Origin of the sequence: Oryzobacter telluris (genome assembly GCF_043099285.1) — a bacterium.
GTDB classification, from domain to species: domain Bacteria; phylum Actinomycetota; class Actinomycetes; order Actinomycetales; family Dermatophilaceae; genus Oryzobacter; species Oryzobacter telluris.
On the sequence record NZ_CP170723.1, the window covers coordinates 2699782 to 2719106 of the forward strand.

The window sequence follows — 19325 nt, forward strand, 5'->3', positions numbered from 1 at the left end:
TGCCGGTGAGGGCGGGGCGGGGCGGAGGTGCGTGCGGACTCAGCCGAGCAGGCCGGCGACGAGCAGGGCCTGGGCCAGGTGGTAGGTCACCATGACCAGCGGCCGGGTCCGGGCCGCAGGGTTCACGAACTTGCCGAGGGCGAGAACGGTGTCGCTGACGACGAACAGCGCGGCGCCCAGGCCGACGAGGAGGTGACCGGTCGCCCATCCGAGCACCGACATCGCCCCGATGACCGCCATGTACGCGGCGACCGCCCCGGCCAGGACGGCGCCACCCTCGGCGAGGGCCGCCGGGAGGATGCGCCGTCCGACGACGAGCGCCGCCACCAGCACGGCCGCGCCGACCCAGGCGAGCGCCGGGCGGTCGAGGCCGGTCGCGAGGAACGACCCGACCCACGCGAGGTGGCCGACGAGGAAGGCGGCGAGCCCGCCGAGGAAGCGTGGCTGCGTGTCCTCGAGGAGCAGGACGTCGCCGACCATCCCCAGGACGAGGGCGACGAGGACGAGGCGCCCCGTCGTCGAGTCGGCGGCGCCGAGGAGCAGGGAGACGGCGATCAGCCCGACCATCACGGCCGGTTTGGCCCAGCGCTCGGTGCGCCGGTCGTCGCGCACGACGGCCCGCCAGTCGAGGACCGCCACGACGGCGGTGGCGAGCACGGCGACCCAGAGCGCGACGTCATCCACGACCCGCATCCTGCCGACAACCCACCGGCGCCGCCCGCCGCCGTGGCCGACCTCACCCCCCCAGCCGCCGCGCCTGCCCCCGCTGCCTCCTCCGGCGCGACCTACCGCCTGGTACGTGGGGTGATCACCCCGCGGACCGGGCGGTAGGTCGCGATGCAGCGGAGCCCGTGGGTCAGTGGAGGTCGAGGTGGCCGTCGTCGACCCGGCCCAGCCGCATCACGGCGAGGTCGTAGGGGTAGCTCTGCACGACCCGCCACGGGCGTCGCCGCCCCTGGCGCGGCAGCAGGTGCGCCCCGCGCGCGATGTAGCCCGAGGTGAGGTCCAGCAGCGGGGTGTCCTCGCCACCCTCGCGCGCCGCGTCGAACCGGGGCACCGCCACCGACAGCCCGCGGTTGTCCATGTACCGCACGAGCCGGCAGAACCAGTGGGCCGAGAGGTCGGCACGCAGGGTCCAGCTCGCGTTGGTGTAGCCGACGGACAGGGCCATGTTCGGCACATCCGAGAGCATCAGCCCCTTGTAGACGTGCCCCTGCGCGATGTCGACCGGCTCGCCGTCGACGACCGCCTCGGCTCCCCCGCCGATCGCCAGCCGCAGCCCGGTCGCCGTCACGACGACGTCGGCGGGGAGGTGGCCGCCCGACCCCAGCCGGATGCCGTCGGCCTCGAACCGCTCCACGGTGTCGGTGACGACGTCGGCCCGGCCCGACGCGATGGCGTCGAGCAGGTCGCCGTCGGGCGCGACGCACAGCCGCTCGTCCCACGGGTCGTACGTGGGCGTGAAGTGGGTCTCGACGTCGTAGCCCTCCGGCAACCGCTCGGCGACCCGCTTCCTCAGCAGGCGCGCCCCGCCCTGCGGCCAGCGCCGCAGCAGTCGGTAGGCAGCCAGCCCCAGCACGACGTTCTTGCCCCGCACCACCCGGTGCGCCAGCCCGGCGGGCAGGACCCGGCGCAGGCCGTCGGCCACGGCGTCGTGGTCGGGCAGGGCCGCGACGTAGCTCGGGCTGCGCTGCAGCATCGTCACGTGCGCCGCGCCCTCCCCGACGAGCGCCGGCACGAGCGTGACCGCCGTGGCCCCGCTGCCGATGACGACGACCCGCTTCCCGCGCACGTCCAGACCCCCCGCGGGCCAGTGCTGGGGGTGGACGACCTCACCCGCGAAGTCCTCGAGCCCCGGGAAGGCCACGACGTGCCCCGAGGCGTACGAGTAGTAGCCCGTCGCGAGGTAGACGAACCGCGCCGTGTGGCGCACGACCCCGGAGGAGGTCCGGGCCGTCACCGTCCAGCGCGCGGTGTCCGACGACCACTCCAGCCGCTCGGCCTTCTGCCCCAGGTGGAGCCGCTCGGTCACCCCGTACGCCCGCGCCGTGTCCTGCACGTACTCGCGGATCTGCGCCCCGGTCGCGAACGACCCGTTGCCGCGCCACGGGCGGAAGGGGAAGCCCAGCGTGTACATGTCGGAGTCCGACCGCACCCCGGGGTAGCGGAACAGGTCCCACGTGCCCCCGATGGCGTCGCGCGCCTCGAGCACCGCCCACACCGTCCCGGCGCAGTGCTGCGCGAGCCGGCTCGCGACGTCGACCCCCGAGATGCCCGCCCCCACGACGAGGACGTCGACGTCGAGCGGAACGGCCTGCTGCACGCGCTCAGGCTACGTCGGGCGGATGTCGAACCTCCGCCCGGTCCGCGGCGCGGAGACGGTCGCTGTCGGCCCGTCGTGTGACGATTGGAGGCATGACCTCCCTCTCCGACTTCACCGCCACCACGCTCACCGGCCAGGAGCGCAGCCTCTCCGAGTACGCCGGCGACGTCGTCCTCGTCGTCAACACCGCGAGCAACTGCGGCTACACCCCGCAGTACGCCGGCCTCGAGGCGCTGTACGCCGAGTTCAAGGACGAGGGCTTCGTCGTCCTCGGGTTCCCCTGCAACCAGTTCGGTGGCCAGGAGCCCGGCACCGACGGCGAGATCGAGCAGTTCTGCCAGGTCAACTACGGCGTCACCTTCCCCATGTTCGCCAAGGTCGACGTCAACGGTGACGACGCGCACCCCCTCTTCGAGTGGCTCAAGAGCGAGAAGAGGGGCCTGCTCGGCGGCTCCATCAAGTGGAACTTCACCAAGTTCCTCGTCGACTCCGACGGCACGGTCATCGGGCGCTACGCCCCCACCACCGAGCCGTCCGCCATCGCCGAGGACGTGAGGGAGGCCCTCGAGGCCGCCGCTGCATGAGCGGTTGGCTCCTGCTGGTCCCGGCGGCGGTCCTCGTCGGGTTCCTCGCCTTCCTCTGGCACCGCCTGGCGGTCGCCCCGCAGTGGCCCCGGTGGGTGCGCTGGGTCGTCGCCCTGCTCCTCGCCGGGCTCGGCGCCCTCGTCCTCGCCTCGTTCGACGTGTGGGGCGGGGCGTTCACCCCGGCGCAGATGCGCCCGTGGGTGTGGCTGGGTACCGCGTTCATGGCCAGCTGCCTGTACCTCTTCCTCGGGCTGGTCCCGGTGTGGCTGGCCAGCGTCGTCCTCTGGCTGACCCGGTGGAGCCACGACCACGGGGCGGTCGGTCGCCGGCGCCTCAACCGGGTCGCCGCGCCGCTCGTCGCCGCCCTGGCGTTCGGCGCGACCGGCTACGGCGCGTGGGAGGCCTCGCACCCGTCGGTCACCCAGGTCGAGGTGTCCTCCCCCGAGCTGCCCGAACAGCTCGACGGCGTGCGCGTCGCCCTCGTCGCCGACATCCACGCCGGTGCCGTGCGGGGGTCCGCCTTCACCCGGCAGACCGTCGACCTCGTCAACGCGCAGGAGCCTGACCTCATCGTCATCGCCGGAGACCTCGTCGACGGCCAGGCCGCCCGCTACGCGCCCGAGATCGCGCCCCTGGCCGACCTGCGGGCTCCGCTGGGCGTGTTCGCGACCACCGGCAACCACGAGATGTACCGCGACACCGCGAACTGGCTCACGGCCTTCGACGCCACCGGCCTGACGATCCTGCGCAACGAGTCGGTCCCGCTCACCCGCGACGGTGCCACCGTCACCCTCGCCGGCGTCCACGACCTCGAGGGCGACGGCGAGTGGGCCTCCGACGTCGACGCCGCCCTCGCCGGGGTCGACCCGGCCGGGTTCACGATGCTCGTGGCGCACCAGCCGCGCCAGGCCCTCGCCCTCGAGGGACGCGGCGTCGACCTCCAGCTCTCCGGCCACACCCACGGCGGCCAGATGTGGCCGCTGCGCTACCTCGTGCCGCTCCAGCAGCCGATGATCGACGGGCTCGCCACCGTGGCGGGCACGCAGGTCGTCACCACGCGCGGCATCGGCGCGTGGGGTCCGGCGATCCGGGTGCTCGCCCCGCCGGAGGTCCCCGTCGTCACCCTGCGCCGCTCGTGAGCGACCCCGGCGTCGTCGTCGGCGACGACGGGTTCGCCCGGCCGGTGTGGGCGTCGGTCGACCCGATGCTGCGCGAGTACTACGACACCGAGTGGGGCATGCCGGTGCGCGACGAGCGCGGCCTGTTCGAGCGCCTGTCGCTCGAGGCGTTCCAGTCCGGGCTGTCGTGGGCGACCATCCTGCGCAAGCGGCCCGCCTTCCGCGAGGCCTTCCACGGATTCGACCCCGAGCGCGTCGCCGCCTACACCGACGACGACGTCGCCCGCCTCATGGCCGACGCCGGCATCGTGCGCAACCGGGCCAAGGTCCTCGCGACGATCACCAACGCGGGGGCCACGCTGCGCCTGCGCGAAGACCCAGAAGGCGACCTCGCGGCGTTCGTGTGGTCGTTCCAGCCGCAGGACACCCCGCGGCCGCACACGTACGCCGACGTCCCCACGACCTCCCCCGAGTCGCTGGCCCTGTCCAAGGCGCTCAAGCGCAAGGGCTTCGCCTTCGTCGGCCCCACGACGATGTACGCGCTGATGGAGGCGGTCGGCATCGTCGACACGCACCTGCTGGGCAGCCACCGGCGCGGCACGAGCGGCGTCTGGCCCGCCTGAGCGGCGGACCTCCCGCCTGCGCGGCGGAACCGGGGGCTCAGCCCGTCGGGGCGGCGATCACCGACAGCAGCCGCAGCCGCTCGTCGCTCGCGCTGCCCGGGGGCGCGGTCCACACGAGCAGCGAGTGCGTGCCCTCGGGGTCGCGCAGGACCTGGCAGTCGAGCTCGAGCAGCCCCACCTCGGGGTGGAGGTAGCGCTTGACCTGCCGCGGCCGGATCCCCACCTCCTGCTCGGCCCAGCGGGCGCGGAACTCCTCGCTGGACGCCGTGAGGAGGTCGACGAGGTGTGCCGCGCGCGACCCCGGCCCGCGCAGGGCGAGCACCCCCCGCAGCCCGGACGCGTACATCCGCGAGTAGAAGTCGTGGTCCTCCACCGGATGGAGGTCGCGCGCGGCCGGGTCGGTGAACCAGCGGTAGCCGATGCTCCGGGAGGGTCCCTCGTGGCGCGACGCGTCGCCGACGAGCGCCGCGCCGAGCGCGTTCTGGCGCAGCGTCTCCCCCAGCTCGGTGACGACCTCGGCCGGGGTGTCGGTGAGCCGGTCGAAGACGCGGAGCATCCCGGGGCCGACGTGGTCGGTGCCCGCCCCGCGCTCGGGCGCCCGGTGCCCGGCGAGCAGGTGCAGGTGGTCGCGCTCGGCCACGGTGAGGTGCAGGCCCTGGGCGATCGCCGCGACCATCTGCTCGGAGGGCTGCGGGCCGCGCTGCCGCTCGAGCCGCGCGTAGTAGTCGACCGACATGTGGCACAGCGCCGCCACCTCCTCGCGGCGCAGCCCGCTCGTGCGCCGCCGCCGCCCGCGGGGCAGGCCGACGTCCTCCGGCTGCAGTGCCTCGCGGCGGCTGCGCAGGAACGCGGCGAGCCCTGCCCGATCGATGACCACGTCTCCATCCTGCCGCCGGGGGGTTCCCCGCAACCACGGATCGTCAGGCCGTGGTTGAGCCGCGCGGACCGGGGCACCCTCGAGGTCAGGTGCCCCACCGGGGCGCCGTACCCGGACCCAGGAGCCCTGCCATGTCACGCCGCGCCGACCTCGCCCTCCCCGACCTCACCGGGCGCCGCGCCCTCGTCACCGGCGCCAGCGACGGCATCGGGCTGCGGATCGCCACCCGCCTCGCCGCCGCGGGCGCCGAGGTCGTCATGCCCGTGCGCAACGCCGCCAAGGGCGCTGCCGCCGCCGACCGGATCCGCACGGAGGTGCCCGGGGCTCGGCTGGTCGCCGAGGACCTCGACCTCTCGTCACTGGCGTCGGTCGCGGCGCTCGCCGACCGGCTCCTCGACCGGGGCGCCCCGCTCCACCTCCTCGTCAACAACGCCGGGGTCATGACCCCGCCCGAGCGGCAGAGCACCGCCGACGGCTTCGAGCTGCAGTTCGGCACCAACCACCTCGGGCACGCCGCCCTCACCGCGCGCCTGCTGCCGCTGCTGCGCGCCGGGGGCGCGCGGGTCGTGTCGCAGACGAGCGTCGCGGCCCGCAGCGGAGCGGTGAACTGGGACGACCTCGAGTGGGAGCGGTCGTACGACGGGATGCGGGCCTACCGGCAGTCGAAGATCGCGGTCGGCCTGTTCGGGCTCGAGCTCGACCGGCGCAGCCGGGCCCTGGGCTGGGGCGTCACGAGCACGATCTCGCACCCCGGCGTCGCCCCGACGAGCCTGCTCGCCGCGCGTCCCGAGGTCGGCCGGGCCCGCGACACGATGGGGGTGCGCGTCATCCGCCGACTCTCCGCCGTCGGCCTCACCGGCACGCCGGACTCGGCCTCGCTGCCGGCGCTGCTCGCCGCGACCGTGCCGGACGACCGCTCCGGGGAGTTCTTCGGCCCGCAGGGGCCGGGCAACGCCGGTGGGCGCCCCGGCGAGCAGTCGCCGTGGGGTCCGCTGCGCGACGCGGAGGACGCGGCGCGGCTGTGGGAGGTCACGCAGGGGCTCGTCGGCGTCGCGTTCCCCGGCTGACGTCGGCCCCCGGCGAAGCGCCCGAGGACGCGAGAACGGGGCCGGCGTCTGCCGGCCCCGTTCGCGTTCACTCTGGTGGAGCTGAGGGGATTCGAACCCCTGACCCCCTCCATGCCATGGAGGTGCGCTACCAACTGCGCTACAGCCCCGAGTGGGATGCCCCCGAAGGAACGACCGCGAGTTTACGCAGCCACCGGCGCCCCCACCAAATCGGCTCCGGGCACCCGGCCGATGGGCCTCAGGGGGGCGGTGTGCCCTCCACGGACTCGGCCCCGGAGGACGCGTTCCACGTCTGCAGGCGCCATCCCTCGCGCCCCTCGACGAGCTCGGCCCAGTGGCAGTTGCCCAGGGGTCCGAGGACGCGCCAGGCCACGTCCTGGTCGAGCCCGAGGAGCCAGGCGACACCGGCCCGGCCTGCGGCACCGTGCGTGGCGACGACGAGGCACTCCCCCGGTCCGATGTCGGCGAGGTGCTCCTCGAGGGCGGCGCCGAAGCGTGTCGTGACCTCGGCGAGGGTCTCGCCGTCGTCGCCGCGGCGCACGTCCTCACCGCGCCCGAGGGCGTCGTGGTCGTCGGGCCAGTCGGCGCGGACCTCGGCGGTCGTCAGGCCCTGCCAGGCCCCCACGTGGATCTCGCGGAACCGCTCGTCGGTCTCGACCGGCAGCCCGATGACACGGGAGACGGCCTCGGCCGTGGACCGGGCCCGCACGAGGTCGCTGGAGACGAGGTGGGTGGGGTTGAGCGCCGCGATCGCGGGACCTGCGGCCTCGGCCTGGCGCACGCCACGGTCGGACAGGGTCGAGTCGAGCTGGCCCTGCCAGATGCCGGCGGCGTTGTGCTCGGTCTCGCCGTGCCGGAGGACGACGACCCTGCGCGGCCCGGACGACGCCATCGGGTCGGGGCTCACCGACCGCCCTGCTCGGTGCCGACGACCCCGAGGTCGACCGAGGGGCAGTCCTTCCAGAGCCGCTCGAGCTCGTAGAACTCCCGCTCGTCGTCGTGCTGGACGTGGACGACGATGTCGGAGAAGTCGATGAGGACCCAGCGGCCCTCGCGCTGGCCCTCGCGGCGCACGGGCTTGGAGCCCATGTCGCGCAGGACGTCCTCGACCTCGTCGACGATCGAGCCGACCTGTCGCTCGGACTCGGCGGAGACGATGACGAAGACGTCGGTCAGCGCGAGCTGCTCCGACACGTCGATCCCGGTGATGGTGGTCGCGAGCTTGTCGGCAGCGGCGCCTGCGGCGGCGCGAGCCAGCTCGAGCGCGCGGTCGGTGGCGGTCACGGTGCTCCTTGCGGTGGTGCGGTCACCGCGCCGGTGGGCGCGGCGTAGAGGCGGTGCTTGTTGATGTACTGGACGACGCCGTCGGGGACGAGGTACCAGACCGGCTCGCCGTCGCGGACCCGGTCGCGGCAGTCGGTGGAGCTGATCGCCATGGCGGGCACCTCCATCAGGTCGACCTTGTCGGCGGGCAGCCCGGTCTCGGACAGCTCGTACCCCGGGCGGGTGACCCCGATGAACTGGGCCAGCTCGAAGAGCTCGTCGGAGTCCTTCCACGACAGGATCTGGGCCAGGGCGTCGGCCCCGGTGATGAAGAAGAGCTCGGCACCCGGGCGCTGGCCGCGCAGGTCGCGCAGGGTGTCGATGGTGTAGGTCGGGCCGTCGCGGTCGATGTCGACCCGGGAGACGGTGAAGCGGGGGTTGGAGGCCGTCGCGACGACCGCCATGAGGTAGCGGTGCTCGGCGGGGGCGACGTCGCGCCCCTCCTTCTGCCACGGCTGGCCGGTGGGCACGAAGACGACCTCGTCGAGGCCGAGCCGGGACTGCACCTCCGACGCGGCCACGAGGTGACCGTGGTGGATGGGGTCGAACGTCCCGCCCATCACCCCGATGCGTGGGCCACTCAGTGCTGGTGCCCCGGGTGCTCGGGCCAGTGGGCGTCCTCGCGCTGGCCGTGGACGTCCTGGGTGCCGTGCCGGCCGTCGACGGGGCGGGCGTGCTTCTGTGCGGTGCCCCGGAAGGACCAGGTGACGGCGAGCAGGAACGCGAACGCGACGAGGGCGATGACGCCGAACAACCACGGGGGCATGGGGAGCTCGTGGTGGGCGGCCTCGGCGGCGACGAAGCGGGCGGCGGTCATGGGCTCCACCCTAGCGCGTGCTCTGTCCACCGGTTTCGTCCACACCCCTGTGTACGAACGCCCCGTTGCGCTCAGGTGCCTGTGGACGACACGCCGGTCTCTGGGATAGCACAGGTTTTATTGCCGATCGGCTTGCGCGACAGTGTATTTCGGCACTAGAAAAGGCGTCACGCCCGAGCGGGCCGACGCAGGCGGGGAACCGCAGGGGGAGGCTCAGGAAGGCAGGTCGTACGGATAACGGCACACCGGTCCTACCGGGTCCACTCAGCAGGGATCGCCCCCGCGAGGGGGGGACACACGCGCGCGACGGCGCTGGTGCCGCGGCCGTCCGACCTGAGTCGAAGTCGTCCCCTCGGGGACGGCGCCACCGTCGCGTGGCAGACCGTGCGGAGCGATCCGCACGGACCGACCGGCTCGACACTCGGCGCACGCCGTCGACGGAGGGCCCCCGATCTCATACTCGGGGGCCCTCAGTCGTGGGCCCCCACCTACGCTGGGGGCATGCCCGCGCCCGCCGTCGACCTCACCGTGGTCGTGCCGATGTTCAACGAGGAGGAGGTCCTCCCCCTCCTCGTCGAGCGGCTGCGCCCCGTGGCCGACGCGTGGGGCGTCACCTACGAGGTCCTGTGCGTCGACGACGGGTCCACCGACACCACCCCCGTCGTCCTCCAGCGGCTGCGCCGCACCTGGGAGCAGCTGCGGGTCGTGCGGTTGCGAGCCAACGCGGGGCACCAGGCGGCCATCTCGGCCGGGCTGGCGCGGGCCCGCGGGCGGTGGGTCGTCACCATCGACGCCGACCTGCAGGACCCGCCCGAGGTGATCGGCGAGATGCTGGCGGTCGCGCGCGGCCAGGGGGTCGACGTCGTCTACGGGGTCCGCGAGGACCGGTCCACCGACACGGCCTTCAAGCGGGTCACGGCGCGGGCGTTCTACCGCTCCATCCGGCGGCTGTCCGACGTCGACGCCCACGTCGATGCCGGTGACTTCCGCCTGATGTCGCGGGCCACCGTCGACGCCGTCAACGCGCTGCCCGAGCACAACCGGGTGCTGCGGCTCGTCGTGCCGGCGCTGGGCTTCCCGAGCGCGTCGGTCGGCTACCGCAGGGCGCCGCGCGCGGCCGGGGACTCCAAGTACCCGCTGGGCAAGATGCTGCGGCTGTCGGTCGACGGGGTCACCGGGTTCTCCACCGCTCCCCTGCGCTTCGCGACGTGGCTGGGGCTGCTGGGCGGCGTGGCCGCGCTGCTCGTGCTGCTGTACGCCGTGGTCGCGATGCTGCTGGGGAACACGCTGCCCGGCTGGACGTCGACCGTGGTCATCGTCGCGGCCGTGGGGGCGGTGCAGCTGCTGGCGCTCGGCATCCTCGGCGAGTACGTGGGGCGCACCTACACGGCCCTACAGGGTCGGCCGTCGTACTTCGTGGCCCACGACTCGGCCGAGGCGTCAGCCGTGGCGGGCCTCGCCGGCGTCGGCCCGGAGCCCAGGGAAGCGACCGAGGTGACCGAGGTGACCGAGGAGCGGCCGGAGCCTCAGACCCTGACCTGACCGTCGCCCTCGACGACCCACTTGGTCGTGGTGAGCTCGGGCAGGGCCATCGGGCCACGGGCGTGCAGCTTCTGGGTGCTGATGCCGATCTCGGCGCCGAACCCGAACTCGCCGCCGTCGGTGAAGCGCGTGCTGGCGTTGACCATGACGGCCGCGGCGTCGACCTCGGCGGTGAAGCGCCGGGCGGCGCCGCGGTCCTCGGTGACGATGGCCTCGGTGTGCCCCGAGCCGTAGGTCCGGATGTGGTCGAGCGCGGCGTCGAGGTCGTCGACGACGCCGACGGCCATCTCGAGGCCGTGGAACTCGGTGCCCCAGTGCTCGGCGGTGACGTCGTCGTGGGCGACGCCGGCGGCCTCGGCCTGGGTGCCGGCCGCGTCGTCGGTGTGGAGGACGACGCCCTCGCCGCTCAGGGCCGCGAGCGCCTTGGGGAGGAACTCGGCGGCGACGGCGCGGTGGACGAGGAGGGTCTCGGCGGCGTTGCAGACGCTGGGGCGATGGGTCTTGGAGTTGACCGCGATGGCGAGCGCCTTGTCGAGGTCGGCCGCGGCGTCGACGTAGACGTGGCAGTTGCCGACCCCGGTCTCGATGACGGGGACGGTGGACTCGAGGACGACGCTGCGGATGAGGTCGGCTCCCCCGCGCGGGATGAGGAGGTCGACGAGGCCGCGGGCCGTCATCAGGGCGCGGACGGCGCCGTGGCCGCCCTCGAGGAGGCCGACGGCGTCGGCGGGAAGTCCCTGCTGCTCGAGGCTGGCGCGCAGCACGGCGACGGTGGCCCGGTTGGTGTCGGCGGCGGCGCTGCCCCCGCGCAGGATGACGGCGTTCCCGGACTTCAGGCCCAGCCCGGCGGCGTCGACGGTGACGTTGGGGCGGGCCTCGTAGATCATGCCGACGACGCCCATCGGGACGCGGACCTGGCGGATCTGCAGGCCGTTGGCGAGGGTGGAACCGCGCACGACCTCACCGACCGGGTCGGGAAGGGCCGCGATGTCGCGCAGGGCCTGGGCGACGGCCTGGACTCGGGGGGCGTCGAGGCGCAGGCGGTCCTGGAGGCTCTCGGTCATGCCGTTCTCGCGGCCGCGGGCGAGGTCCTTCTCGTTGGCCACGACGATGTCGTCGGTGGCGGCCTCGAGGGCGTCGGCGAGGGTACGGAGGGCGGCGTCCTTCTCGGCACGGCTCAGCAGGGCCAGACGGCGGGAGGCGGTGCGGGCCGCCTCGGCGAGGACGCGGACCCGCTCGACGTCGGCCGGGTCGATCCCGGTGGTGCGCTCTGACATGCCCCAAGGGTAGGCCGAGGTCCGCGCGCCCCGTCAGCCCCGCCCGCGCCTCGGAGCGGTCGGTGAGGTCCGGCGCCGACTCCGGGCGTCTCGAGCCGCCCGCCGAAATGACCCGTTCGACCACTACGGTTTGCCTCCCGGGGGGACGCAAACCGTAGTCGGCGAACGCGACCCTCCCGCGGCCCAGCGGCGGTGCGAGGATGGGCCGGTGACGACGATCCTGTCCATCCAGTCCTCGGTGGCCTACGGCCACGTCGGCAACTCCGCCGCCGTCTTCCCGCTCCAGCGCCTCGGGGTCGAGGTGTGGCCCGTCCACACCGTGCACTTCAGCAACCACACCGGCTACGGCCAGTGGCGCGGCCCGCTGATGCCGCCCGAGGACGTCCGTGAGGTCGTCACCGGCATCGAGGAGCGCGACGCCCTCGCCGAGGTCGACGCCGTGCTGTCCGGCTACCAGGGCGGCGAGCAGATCGGCGAGGTCATCCTCGACGCCGTCGCCCGCACCAAGGCCGCCAACCCGGCCGCGCTCTACGCCTGCGACCCCGTGATGGGCAACGCCAAGTCCGGCTGCTTCGTCCACCCGGCCATCCCCGTGCTGCTGCGCGAGAAGGTCGTCCCGAAGGCCGACGTCATCACCCCGAACCAGTTCGAGCTCGGCTTCCTCACCGAGACCGAGCCCGGCGACCTCGACTCCACCCTCGAGTCGGTCGAGCGGGCGCGCGCCATGGGCCCGGGCACCGTCCTCGTCACGAGCGTCCTGCGCCCGGACCGCCCCGAGGGCACCATCGAGATGCTCGCCGTCCACGGCGACGGCGCCTGGATCGTCCAGACCCCGCACATCCCGATGAAGGCCAACGGCTCCGGCGACGTCACCGCCGCCCTCTTCACCGCCCACCTGCTCGACACGCAGGATGCCGGCGTCGCCCTCGGTCGCACGGTGTCCAGCGTGTTCGACCTGCTCCAGCGCACCCACGACTCGGGACGTCGCGAGCTCCAGCTCGTCCAGAGCCAGGACGAGATCGCCCACCCCCGGATGCAGTTCGACGTCCAGCAGATCCGCTGACCGCACCGACCGGCACGCCGGCAGCCGGCAGGCCGGCCAGCCCGCTGCCCGCCGCCGGGAGACGTCAGCTCAGAGGACGACGAGGTCGTCGCGGTGGATGACCTCGCGCTCGTACGCCGGGCCCAGCTCGGCCGCGAGGTCGTGCGTCGTCCGCCCCAGCAGGCGCGGCAGCTCACCGGAGGCGAACGACACCAGCCCGCGGGCGATGACCGTGCCGTCGGGCGCGCACACGTCGACCGGGTCCCCGGCGGCGAAGGTCCCGCGCACCGCGGTGATCCCGGCGGCCAGCAGCGACTTGCGCCGCTCGGTCACGGCCGCGACGGCACCGTCGTCGAGCACCAGGCGTCCACGCGCCGTCGTGGCGTGCGCCAGCCAGCGCTTGCGCGACGCCCGCGTGGCGGCCGCCGGCGCGAAGACCGTCCCGACGTCGGCCCCGGACAGCGCCGCCGTCACGTCGGACAGACGGGTCAGCAGGGTCGGGATGCCCGCCGCACCTGCGATGCCCGCGGCCTCCACCTTGGTCACCATGCCGCCGGACCCCACCGACGAGCCGGTGCCGCCGATCGTCACGGCCTCGAGGTCCTCGGTGGTCGCGACCAGCGGCACGCGCGACGACCCACCACGCGAGGGCGGCCCGTCGTACAGCGCGTCGACGTCGGTGAGCAGCACCAGCCCCTGGGCAGCCACCAGGTCGGCCACGAGCGCGGCCAGCCGGTCGTTGTCGCCGAAGCGGATCTCGTGCGTGGCCACGGTGTCGTTCTCGTTGACGATCGGCACGATGCCGAGCTCGAGCAGCCGCTCGAGCGTGCGCCGGGCGTTCGTGTAGTGCGACCGCCGCGTCGTGTCGTCGGCGGTCAGCAGGACCTGCCCCACCGTGAGCCCGTGGGCGCCGAACGCCGCCTGGTAGGCCGCCACCAGCGCCCCCTGCCCGACCGAGGCAGCGGCCTGCTGCGTCGCGAGGTCGGTCGGCCGCGAGGCCAGCCCCAGCGGACCGATCCCCGCCGCGATCGCCCCCGACGAGACGAGCACGACCTGCCGCCCCTGCGCCCGGCGCTCGGCCAGCACGTCGACGAGCGAGCGCAGCGCCACCTCGTCGAGGTGCCCGCCGTCGACCGACGTCAGCGAGGACGAGCCCACCTTGACGACGAGGCGTTGGGCCTCCCCCACCGCGTGACGCAGGCGGGCGGCGGCCTCGCTGGTCACCCCTGGCCCTCGTCGTCGGGCTTCGCCCAGTGGCCCGCCCGGCGCTCGATCGCCAGCTCGTCGCGAGCGGCGGTCTGGGCGTCCTTGCGCTGGTGGAACTCGTCGCGCTTCTGGCCGCGGGTCTTGCGGTGCTCGTTCTCGAAGCGCACGTCGGTGCCGCGGGGGCCGGTCAGCAGCTCGGCGCCGGCCGAGACGGTCGGCTCCCAGTCGAAGACGACCGCGTTGTCCTCGGCCCCGATGAGCACCGTCGAGCCGGACACCGCGCCGGCCTTGAGCAGCGCGTCCTCGACGCCGAGCCGGTTGAGCCGGTCGGCGAGGTAGCCCACGGCCTCGTCGTTGGAGAAGTCGGTCTGGCGCACCCAGCGCGTCGGCCGCTCGCCGAGAACGCGGAACAGCTCGCCGTCCGGTGTCTGCTCGCGGCGCACGTGGAAGCCGCTGTCGTCGACCGCGACGGGCCGGATGATGGTGCGCGGCCGCTCGTCGACCGAGGCCAGCAGCTCGGCGCGGGCCGCCGCGACGTGGCGGGCCAGGCCGAAGCCGAGCTCCTTGAGCCCGGTGTGGGCGACGGCCGAGACGATGAAGACCTCGAGCCCCTTCTCCTCGAGCATCGGCTTGACCATCTCGGCGAGGTCGAGCGCCTCGGGCACGTCGGCCTTGTTCAGGACGATGATGCGGGTGCGCTCGGACAGCGGCCGGCCGCCGAGCGAGTCGTCGGTGACGTAGGCGGCGAGCTCGGCCTCGATGACGTCGAGGTCGGTCATCGGGTCGCGGTTCGGCTCGAGCGTCGCGCAGTCGACGACGTGCACGAGCACCGAGCAGCGCTCGACGTGGCGCAGGAACTCCAGGCCCAGCCCCTTGCCCTCGCTCGCGCCGGGGATCAGGCCCGGGACGTCGGCGATGGTGTAGCGCTGGGAGCCCGCGGTGACGACACCGAGGTTCGGCACGAGGGTGGTGAACGGGTAGTCGGCGATCTTTGGACGCGCGGCCGACAGCACCGACACGAGCGAGGACTTGCCGGCGCTCGGGAAGCCGATGAGCGCGACGTCCGCGAGCGACTTCAGCTCGAGGACGACCTCGAGGGTCTCCCCCGGCTCGCCGAGCAGGGCGAAGCCGGGCGCCTTGCGGCGCGGGCTCGCCAGGGCCTTGTTGCCCAGGCCACCACGGCCACCGCGTGCGGCGACGAAGGTGGAGTCGAAGGTGACGAGGTCGGCGAGGACCCGGCCGTCGCGGTCCTTGACGACCGTGCCCGCGGGCACGGGCAGGACGAGGTCCCCGCCATCGGCGCCGTTGCGCTCGTCGCCGGCGCCGGGCTTGCCGTTGGTGGCCTTGCGGTGCGGGGTGTGGTGGTAGTCGAGCAGCGTGGTCGACTGCGGGTCGACGGCGATGACGACCGACCCGCCGCGCCCGCCGTTGCCGCCGTCGGGGCCGCCGAGCGGCTTGAACTTCTCGCGCTTGACCGAGGCCACGCCGTGGCCACCGCTCCCGGCGGCGACGGACAGGATGACGCGGTCGACGAAGGTCGTCATGCCTGCGCTCCTTCATGGTGTGGTCGGCCGGGACGGCCGGGGGCCGGGGCCCGAGGGGAAAGACGCCGTGAGGGGCGGGCCGTCCGGCCCGCCCCTCACGAGTGTGGTGCGTTCATTGCCGGGCGCGTGGCCCGGCGACGCGTCACTGGGCGGAGGTCTCCGCCGGGACGATGTTGACGGTCTTCTTGCCGCGCTTGGCGCCGAACTTGACCGCGCCCGCGACCAGCGCGAACAGGGTGTCGTCGCCGCCGCGGCCGACGCCGTTGCCGGGGTGGAAGTGCGTGCCGCGCTGGCGGACGAGGATCTCGCCGGCCTTGACGGCCTGGCCGCCGAAACGCTTCACGCCGAGGTACTGGGCGTTGCTGTCGCGACCGTTGCGGGTCGAGGACGCACCCTTCTTGTGTGCCATGTCAGGAGTCCTTCGTCAGTTCCGGGATCAGGCGTCGATCGACGTGATCTTGACCTGGGTGAGCGGCTGGCGGTGGCCCTGACGCTTCCGGTACCCGGTCTTGTTCTTGTACTTGAGGATCACGATCTTGGGGCCCTTGGCGGCCTTGACGACCTCGGCCGTGACGGTGACCTTGGCGAGCTTGCTCGCGTCACTCGTCACGGTTCCCCCGTCGACGACGAGCAGCGGCTGGAGCTGCACCTTGTCGCCGGCCTGGCCGATCTTGTCGATGAGCAGGACGTCGCCGACGGAGACCTTCTCCTGGCGACCACCTGCGCGCACAATCGCGTACACAGTCGTACTCACTTCCACTTTGGTTCGCGCGCCTCCTGGGAGTACCGGCCGACAGCGACCCCGCTCGCGCGGGACGTCAGCTCGGTGGGCGCACCGACGGACAAGACTACCGGTGCTCCGGCAGCCCTCAAAATCACTGGCCGGGGGCCTCCGGGGCACCGTCGGCCGCGCCGCTGCGCGGGGGGCCCGCGGGGGCGACGACGCGACCGCGCCGACGACGTCCGCGCGGCGCCCTGGCGGCCGGCTCCTCGACCTCCGGGGTGGCCTCCACCTCCGTCTCCTCGACGGTCTCGGCGGGGGCCGCGACCTCCTCGGTGACGGGCTCGGGCGCCTGCTCGAGCACGACCTCGTCGACCGTGACCTCGGCCTGCGCCGGGGTCGCGGGGCTCATCGCCTCGTCGACGTCGGCGACCGCCTGGGCCGCCACGTCGAGGTCGAGGGTCTGCACGTCCGCCGGGGCCGCGTCGGTCCCCGCCGGCTCGTCGTGGTGCTCGTCGTGGTGCTCGCCGTCGGCCTTGCGCAGCGCCGCCGCGTGGGCGGCCGCCGCGATCTGGGCCGCGGACGGACCGGAGTGCTTGTGCTCCTCGGCCCGCTCACCACCACCGTTCGCGCCGTTCGAAACCGACCCGGAGGACCCGGAGCCCGAGCCGCCGGACGAGGACGACCCCGACCCGCTGCCGGAGCGACCGCGACCGCGACCGGAGCGCGAGGACCCCTGGTCGGAGGACGAGGAGCCACCGCGCTCGACCGGCTCGGAGTGCACGAGGATGCCGCGCCCGCCGCAGTGCTCGCACTGCTCGGAGAAGACCTCGACCAGGCCGGACCCGACCCGCTTGCGCGTCATCTGGACCAGGCCGAGCGAGGTGACCTCGGCGACCTGGTGCTTGGTGCGGTCGCGGCCGAGGCACTCGAGCAGCCGGCGCACGACGAGGTCGCGGTTGGACTCGAGCACCATGTCGATGAAGTCGATGACGATGATGCCGCCGATGTCGCGCAGCCGGAGCTGGCGGACGATCTCCTCGGCGGCCTCGAGGTTGTTCTTGGTGACCGTCTCCTCGAGGTTGCCCCCGGAGCCGACGAACTTGCCGGTGTTGACGTCGACGACGGTCATCGCCTCGGTGCGGTCGATGACGAGGGAGCCGCCCGAGGGCAGCCAGACCTTGCGGTCCATCGCCTTGGCCAGCGCCTCGTCGATGCGGTGGGCGGCGAAGACGTCCTCCTCGGCGGTCCAGCGCTGCAGGCGCGGCGCGAGGTCGGGGGCGACGTCCTCGACGTACTGGCTGACCTCGTCCCACGCGGTGTCGCCGGAGACGACGAGCGAGGTGAAGTCCTCGGTGAAGACGTCGCGGATGACGCGGACGGTGAGGTCGGGCTCGCCGTGCAGGAGCACGGGGGCGCCGCCGCTGCCGGCCTTCTTGGCCTTGGCGGCTTCGGCCTTCTTCGCGATCTTGTCCCACGCCTTGGTGAGGCGGTCGACGTCGGCGCGCAGCTCCTCCTCGGAGGCACCCTCGGCGGCGGTGCGCACGATGACGCCCGCGTGGTCGGGCACGACCTCCTTGAGGATCGCCTTGAGGCGGGCCCGCTCGGTGTCGGGGAGCTTGCGCGAGATGCCGGTCATCTGGCCCTCGGGCACGTAGACGAGGTAGCGGCCCGGCAGCGAGATCTGCGAGGTGAGGCGCGCGCCCTTGTGGCCCATCGGGTCCTTGGTGACCTGGACCAGCACGGTGTCGCCCGAGCTCAGTGCGTTCTCGATGCGGCGGGCGTGGCCGCCCTCGAGACCGGCGGCGTCCCAGTTGACCTCACCGGCGTAGAGCACGGCGTTGCGGCCCTTGCCGATGTCGACGAAGGCGGCCTCCATCGAGGGCAGCACGTTCTGGACGCGGCCGAGGTAGACGTTGCCGGCCATCGACGCGGTGGTCTCGCGCGAGACGTAGTGCTCGACCATCACGCCGTCCTCGAGGACGCCGATCTGGGTGCGGTCGCCGCGGCCGCGCACGACCATGACGCGCTCGACGCTCTCGCGGCGGGCGAGGAACTCTGCCTCGGTGATGATCGTGCGGCGGCGGCCGGCCTCGCGGCCCTCGCGGCGGCGCTGCTTCTTGGCCTCGAGGCGGGTGGAGCCCTTGACGGCGGTCGGCTCGTCGCGCTGCGGGCGCGGCTCGCGCACGCGGGTCACGGTGCCGGGCGGGTCCTCGTTGTCCCCGTCGGAGCCCGCGCCGCGGCGGCGACGACGGCGGCGGCGGCTCGAGCCGCTCTCGCCCGCGTCGTCCTGGTCGGCCGGGCCGGTGCCGGGGGCGTCGTCGTCGGAGTCGTCGTCGGACCCGGAGTCCTTGGCGGCGCCCGCGGCGGGGCGGGAGTCGCGCGGGTCGCGGGCGTCGTCGTCACCGGCGCCACGGCCTCGACGGCCACGGCCCCCGCGGCGACGGCGGCCACGGCCACCCTCGCCGTCGGTGTCGTCGGAGCGGGAGTCCGCGGTGTCGTCCTGGCCGGCGTCGGAGGACGCGGCCTCGGGCTCGCTGGTCGCGGAGGAGGACGGGGCGTCATCGGCCTCGACCTCGTCGGCGGGGCGCTCGACCGGCGCCTGCACCGGGGCGGTCGCGCGGCGGCGGGGGCGGCTGACCGGCTGCGGGGGCTGGAAGAGCAGCCCGAAGCTGGGCACGGAGGCGTCGTCGGCGTCCTCGTCGTCGGCCTCGGGGAGCGGCACGAGGTCGGCGGAGAGGGGCTCGTCGCCCTCGGGCAGGAGGACGAGGTCGGCCAGCGGCTCGTCGCTCGGCTCGGCGCCGAGCTCGGCGGCCACGTCGGCCTTCTTGCGGGTGGTCTTCTTGGCGGCCCGCTTGCGGGGGGCCTTCTTCGCGGCGGGCTCGGCCGCGTCGGCGGCGGGTGCCTCGTCCGCGGCGGGGGTGGCGGCGGTGTCCGGCGCGGCCGCGTCGGGGGCGGCCTCGTCGGCGGCGGGGGCCGGCGCGGAGGTCTTCTTGGTGGCGCGGCGGCGCTTGGGCTTGGTCGGCGCCTGCTCGGCGTCGACGCCCTCGGGCGTCGGCGTCGCGTCGGTGTCGGGGGTGGTCGGGTCGTTCTCGGAAGCCATGTGAGGCTCCTTTCGTCACCCACGCGATGGCGACCACACCGGGGTCGGTCCGAAGACCGGCTCCTCGTCGACCGCGTGGTGAGCGATCGGATCGTGGGGGGCGCACCCCTCACGGAAGTCAACGTGCTGCCCCGGAGCGGCTCGCGCGGGCGGCGCGG

The 19325-nt window shown here is 74.0% G+C and carries 19 protein-coding genes and 1 tRNA gene; 6 read left to right on the plus strand and 14 right to left on the minus strand.

Annotated elements, in window-relative coordinates:
• Nucleotides 1–39: 39 nt before the first annotated feature.
• Nucleotides 40–684: a lysoplasmalogenase gene (locus ACFLFB_RS12405; RefSeq protein WP_392542490.1), complete on the minus strand. Its 645-nt coding sequence runs from the start codon at nucleotides 682–684 to the stop codon at nucleotides 40–42.
• A gap of 172 nt (nucleotides 685–856) precedes the next feature.
• Nucleotides 857–2323: a flavin-containing monooxygenase gene (locus ACFLFB_RS12410; protein WP_392542491.1), complete on the minus strand. Its 1467-nt coding sequence runs from the start codon at nucleotides 2321–2323 to the stop codon at nucleotides 857–859.
• 92 nt (nucleotides 2324–2415) lie between these two features.
• Here ACFLFB_RS12410 and ACFLFB_RS12415 point away from each other — a divergent pair, with 92 nt between their 5' ends.
• From ACFLFB_RS12415 to ACFLFB_RS12425, 3 genes are read left to right on the plus strand one after another with little or no spacing between them, the layout of a single operon-like run.
• Nucleotides 2416–2907, plus strand: coding sequence for a glutathione peroxidase (locus tag ACFLFB_RS12415; protein ID WP_392542492.1), 492 nt, complete (start codon nucleotides 2416–2418; stop codon nucleotides 2905–2907).
• A complete protein-coding gene (locus tag ACFLFB_RS12420) occupies nucleotides 2904–4046 on the plus strand; it encodes a metallophosphoesterase (RefSeq protein WP_392542493.1) in 1143 nt (380 codons plus the stop codon). The genes ACFLFB_RS12415 and ACFLFB_RS12420 overlap by 4 nt, the downstream gene beginning before the upstream one ends.
• Nucleotides 4043–4648 (plus strand): DNA-3-methyladenine glycosylase I, encoded by a 606-nt coding sequence (locus ACFLFB_RS12425; RefSeq protein ID WP_392542494.1) that lies wholly within the window; start codon nucleotides 4043–4045, stop codon nucleotides 4646–4648. The genes ACFLFB_RS12420 and ACFLFB_RS12425 overlap by 4 nt, the downstream gene beginning before the upstream one ends.
• 37 nt (nucleotides 4649–4685) lie before the next feature.
• Here the strand turns inward: ACFLFB_RS12425 and ACFLFB_RS12430 are convergent, their stop codons facing one another.
• Nucleotides 4686–5525 carry a helix-turn-helix transcriptional regulator gene (locus ACFLFB_RS12430; RefSeq protein ID WP_392542495.1) on the minus strand — a complete coding sequence of 280 codons (840 nt, stop codon included), beginning with the start codon at nucleotides 5523–5525 and terminating at the stop codon, nucleotides 4686–4688.
• Between the two features lie 131 nt (nucleotides 5526–5656).
• Here ACFLFB_RS12430 and ACFLFB_RS12435 point away from each other — a divergent pair, with 131 nt between their 5' ends.
• On the plus strand, nucleotides 5657–6592 hold the full coding sequence (locus ACFLFB_RS12435; RefSeq protein ID WP_392542496.1) for an SDR family oxidoreductase: 936 nt from the start codon (nucleotides 5657–5659) through the stop codon (nucleotides 6590–6592).
• Between the two features lie 73 nt (nucleotides 6593–6665).
• Here ACFLFB_RS12435 and ACFLFB_RS12440 read toward each other — a convergent pair.
• From ACFLFB_RS12440 to ACFLFB_RS12460, 5 genes are all read right to left on the minus strand, one after another.
• Nucleotides 6666–6741: transfer RNA gene (locus ACFLFB_RS12440), tRNA-Ala, on the minus strand.
• An 89-nt stretch (nucleotides 6742–6830) separates the two neighbouring features.
• Nucleotides 6831–7499: a histidine phosphatase family protein gene (locus ACFLFB_RS12445; RefSeq protein ID WP_392542497.1), complete on the minus strand. Its 669-nt coding sequence runs from the start codon at nucleotides 7497–7499 to the stop codon at nucleotides 6831–6833.
• Complete coding sequence (rsfS, locus tag ACFLFB_RS12450) at nucleotides 7496–7876, minus strand: ribosome silencing factor (RefSeq protein ID WP_392542498.1); 381 nt, start codon at nucleotides 7874–7876, stop codon at nucleotides 7496–7498. The genes ACFLFB_RS12445 and rsfS overlap by 4 nt, the downstream gene beginning before the upstream one ends.
• Nucleotides 7873–8475 (minus strand): nicotinate-nucleotide adenylyltransferase, encoded by a 603-nt coding sequence (nadD, locus tag ACFLFB_RS12455; protein WP_392542499.1) that lies wholly within the window; start codon nucleotides 8473–8475, stop codon nucleotides 7873–7875. The genes rsfS and nadD overlap by 4 nt, the downstream gene beginning before the upstream one ends.
• 20 nt (nucleotides 8476–8495) lie before the next feature.
• A complete protein-coding gene (locus tag ACFLFB_RS12460) occupies nucleotides 8496–8732 on the minus strand; it encodes a hypothetical protein (protein WP_392542500.1) in 237 nt (78 codons plus the stop codon).
• Nucleotides 8733–9233: 501 nt separating this feature from the next.
• On the opposite strand from ACFLFB_RS12460, the gene ACFLFB_RS12465 reads away from it, so the two are divergent.
• Nucleotides 9234–10274, plus strand: a complete 1041-nt coding sequence (locus ACFLFB_RS12465) for a glycosyltransferase family 2 protein (protein WP_392542501.1) — start codon at nucleotides 9234–9236, stop codon at nucleotides 10272–10274.
• On the opposite strand, the gene ACFLFB_RS12470 is transcribed toward ACFLFB_RS12465, so the two are convergent.
• Entirely contained in the window at nucleotides 10259–11551 is a 1293-nt protein-coding gene (locus ACFLFB_RS12470) for a glutamate-5-semialdehyde dehydrogenase (protein WP_392542502.1), read from the minus strand. The two genes, ACFLFB_RS12465 and ACFLFB_RS12470, sit on opposite strands and share 16 nt — an antisense overlap.
• A 208-nt stretch (nucleotides 11552–11759) precedes the next feature.
• Here ACFLFB_RS12470 and pdxY point away from each other — a divergent pair, with 208 nt between their 5' ends.
• On the plus strand, nucleotides 11760–12614 hold the full coding sequence (gene pdxY, locus ACFLFB_RS12475) for a pyridoxal kinase PdxY (protein ID WP_392542503.1): 855 nt from the start codon (nucleotides 11760–11762) through the stop codon (nucleotides 12612–12614).
• 69 nt (nucleotides 12615–12683) lie between these two features.
• Here the strand turns inward: pdxY and proB are convergent, their stop codons facing one another.
• The 5 genes from proB to ACFLFB_RS12500 all read right to left on the minus strand — a co-directional run bounded on the left by proB (nucleotide 12684) and on the right by ACFLFB_RS12500 (nucleotide 19167).
• The gene (proB, locus tag ACFLFB_RS12480; protein ID WP_392542504.1) at nucleotides 12684–13817 is read right to left on the minus strand and encodes a glutamate 5-kinase; all 1134 of its coding nucleotides are present in this window, start codon (nucleotides 13815–13817) and stop codon (nucleotides 12684–12686) included.
• Nucleotides 13814–15343, minus strand: coding sequence for a GTPase ObgE (gene obgE / locus ACFLFB_RS12485; protein ID WP_392542505.1), 1530 nt, complete (start codon nucleotides 15341–15343; stop codon nucleotides 13814–13816). Before obgE ends, proB begins: the two co-directional genes overlap by 4 nt.
• Nucleotides 15344–15485: 142 nt before the next feature.
• On the minus strand, nucleotides 15486–15752 hold the full coding sequence (gene rpmA / locus ACFLFB_RS12490) for a 50S ribosomal protein L27 (RefSeq protein ID WP_392542506.1): 267 nt from the start codon (nucleotides 15750–15752) through the stop codon (nucleotides 15486–15488).
• A 27-nt stretch (nucleotides 15753–15779) separates the two neighbouring features.
• Nucleotides 15780–16085, minus strand: coding sequence for a 50S ribosomal protein L21 (gene rplU / locus ACFLFB_RS12495; protein ID WP_392545419.1), 306 nt, complete (start codon nucleotides 16083–16085; stop codon nucleotides 15780–15782).
• Between the two features lie 133 nt (nucleotides 16086–16218).
• Nucleotides 16219–19167 (minus strand): Rne/Rng family ribonuclease, encoded by a 2949-nt coding sequence (locus ACFLFB_RS12500; RefSeq protein WP_392542507.1) that lies wholly within the window; start codon nucleotides 19165–19167, stop codon nucleotides 16219–16221.
• Nucleotides 19168–19325 lie beyond the last annotated feature (158 nt).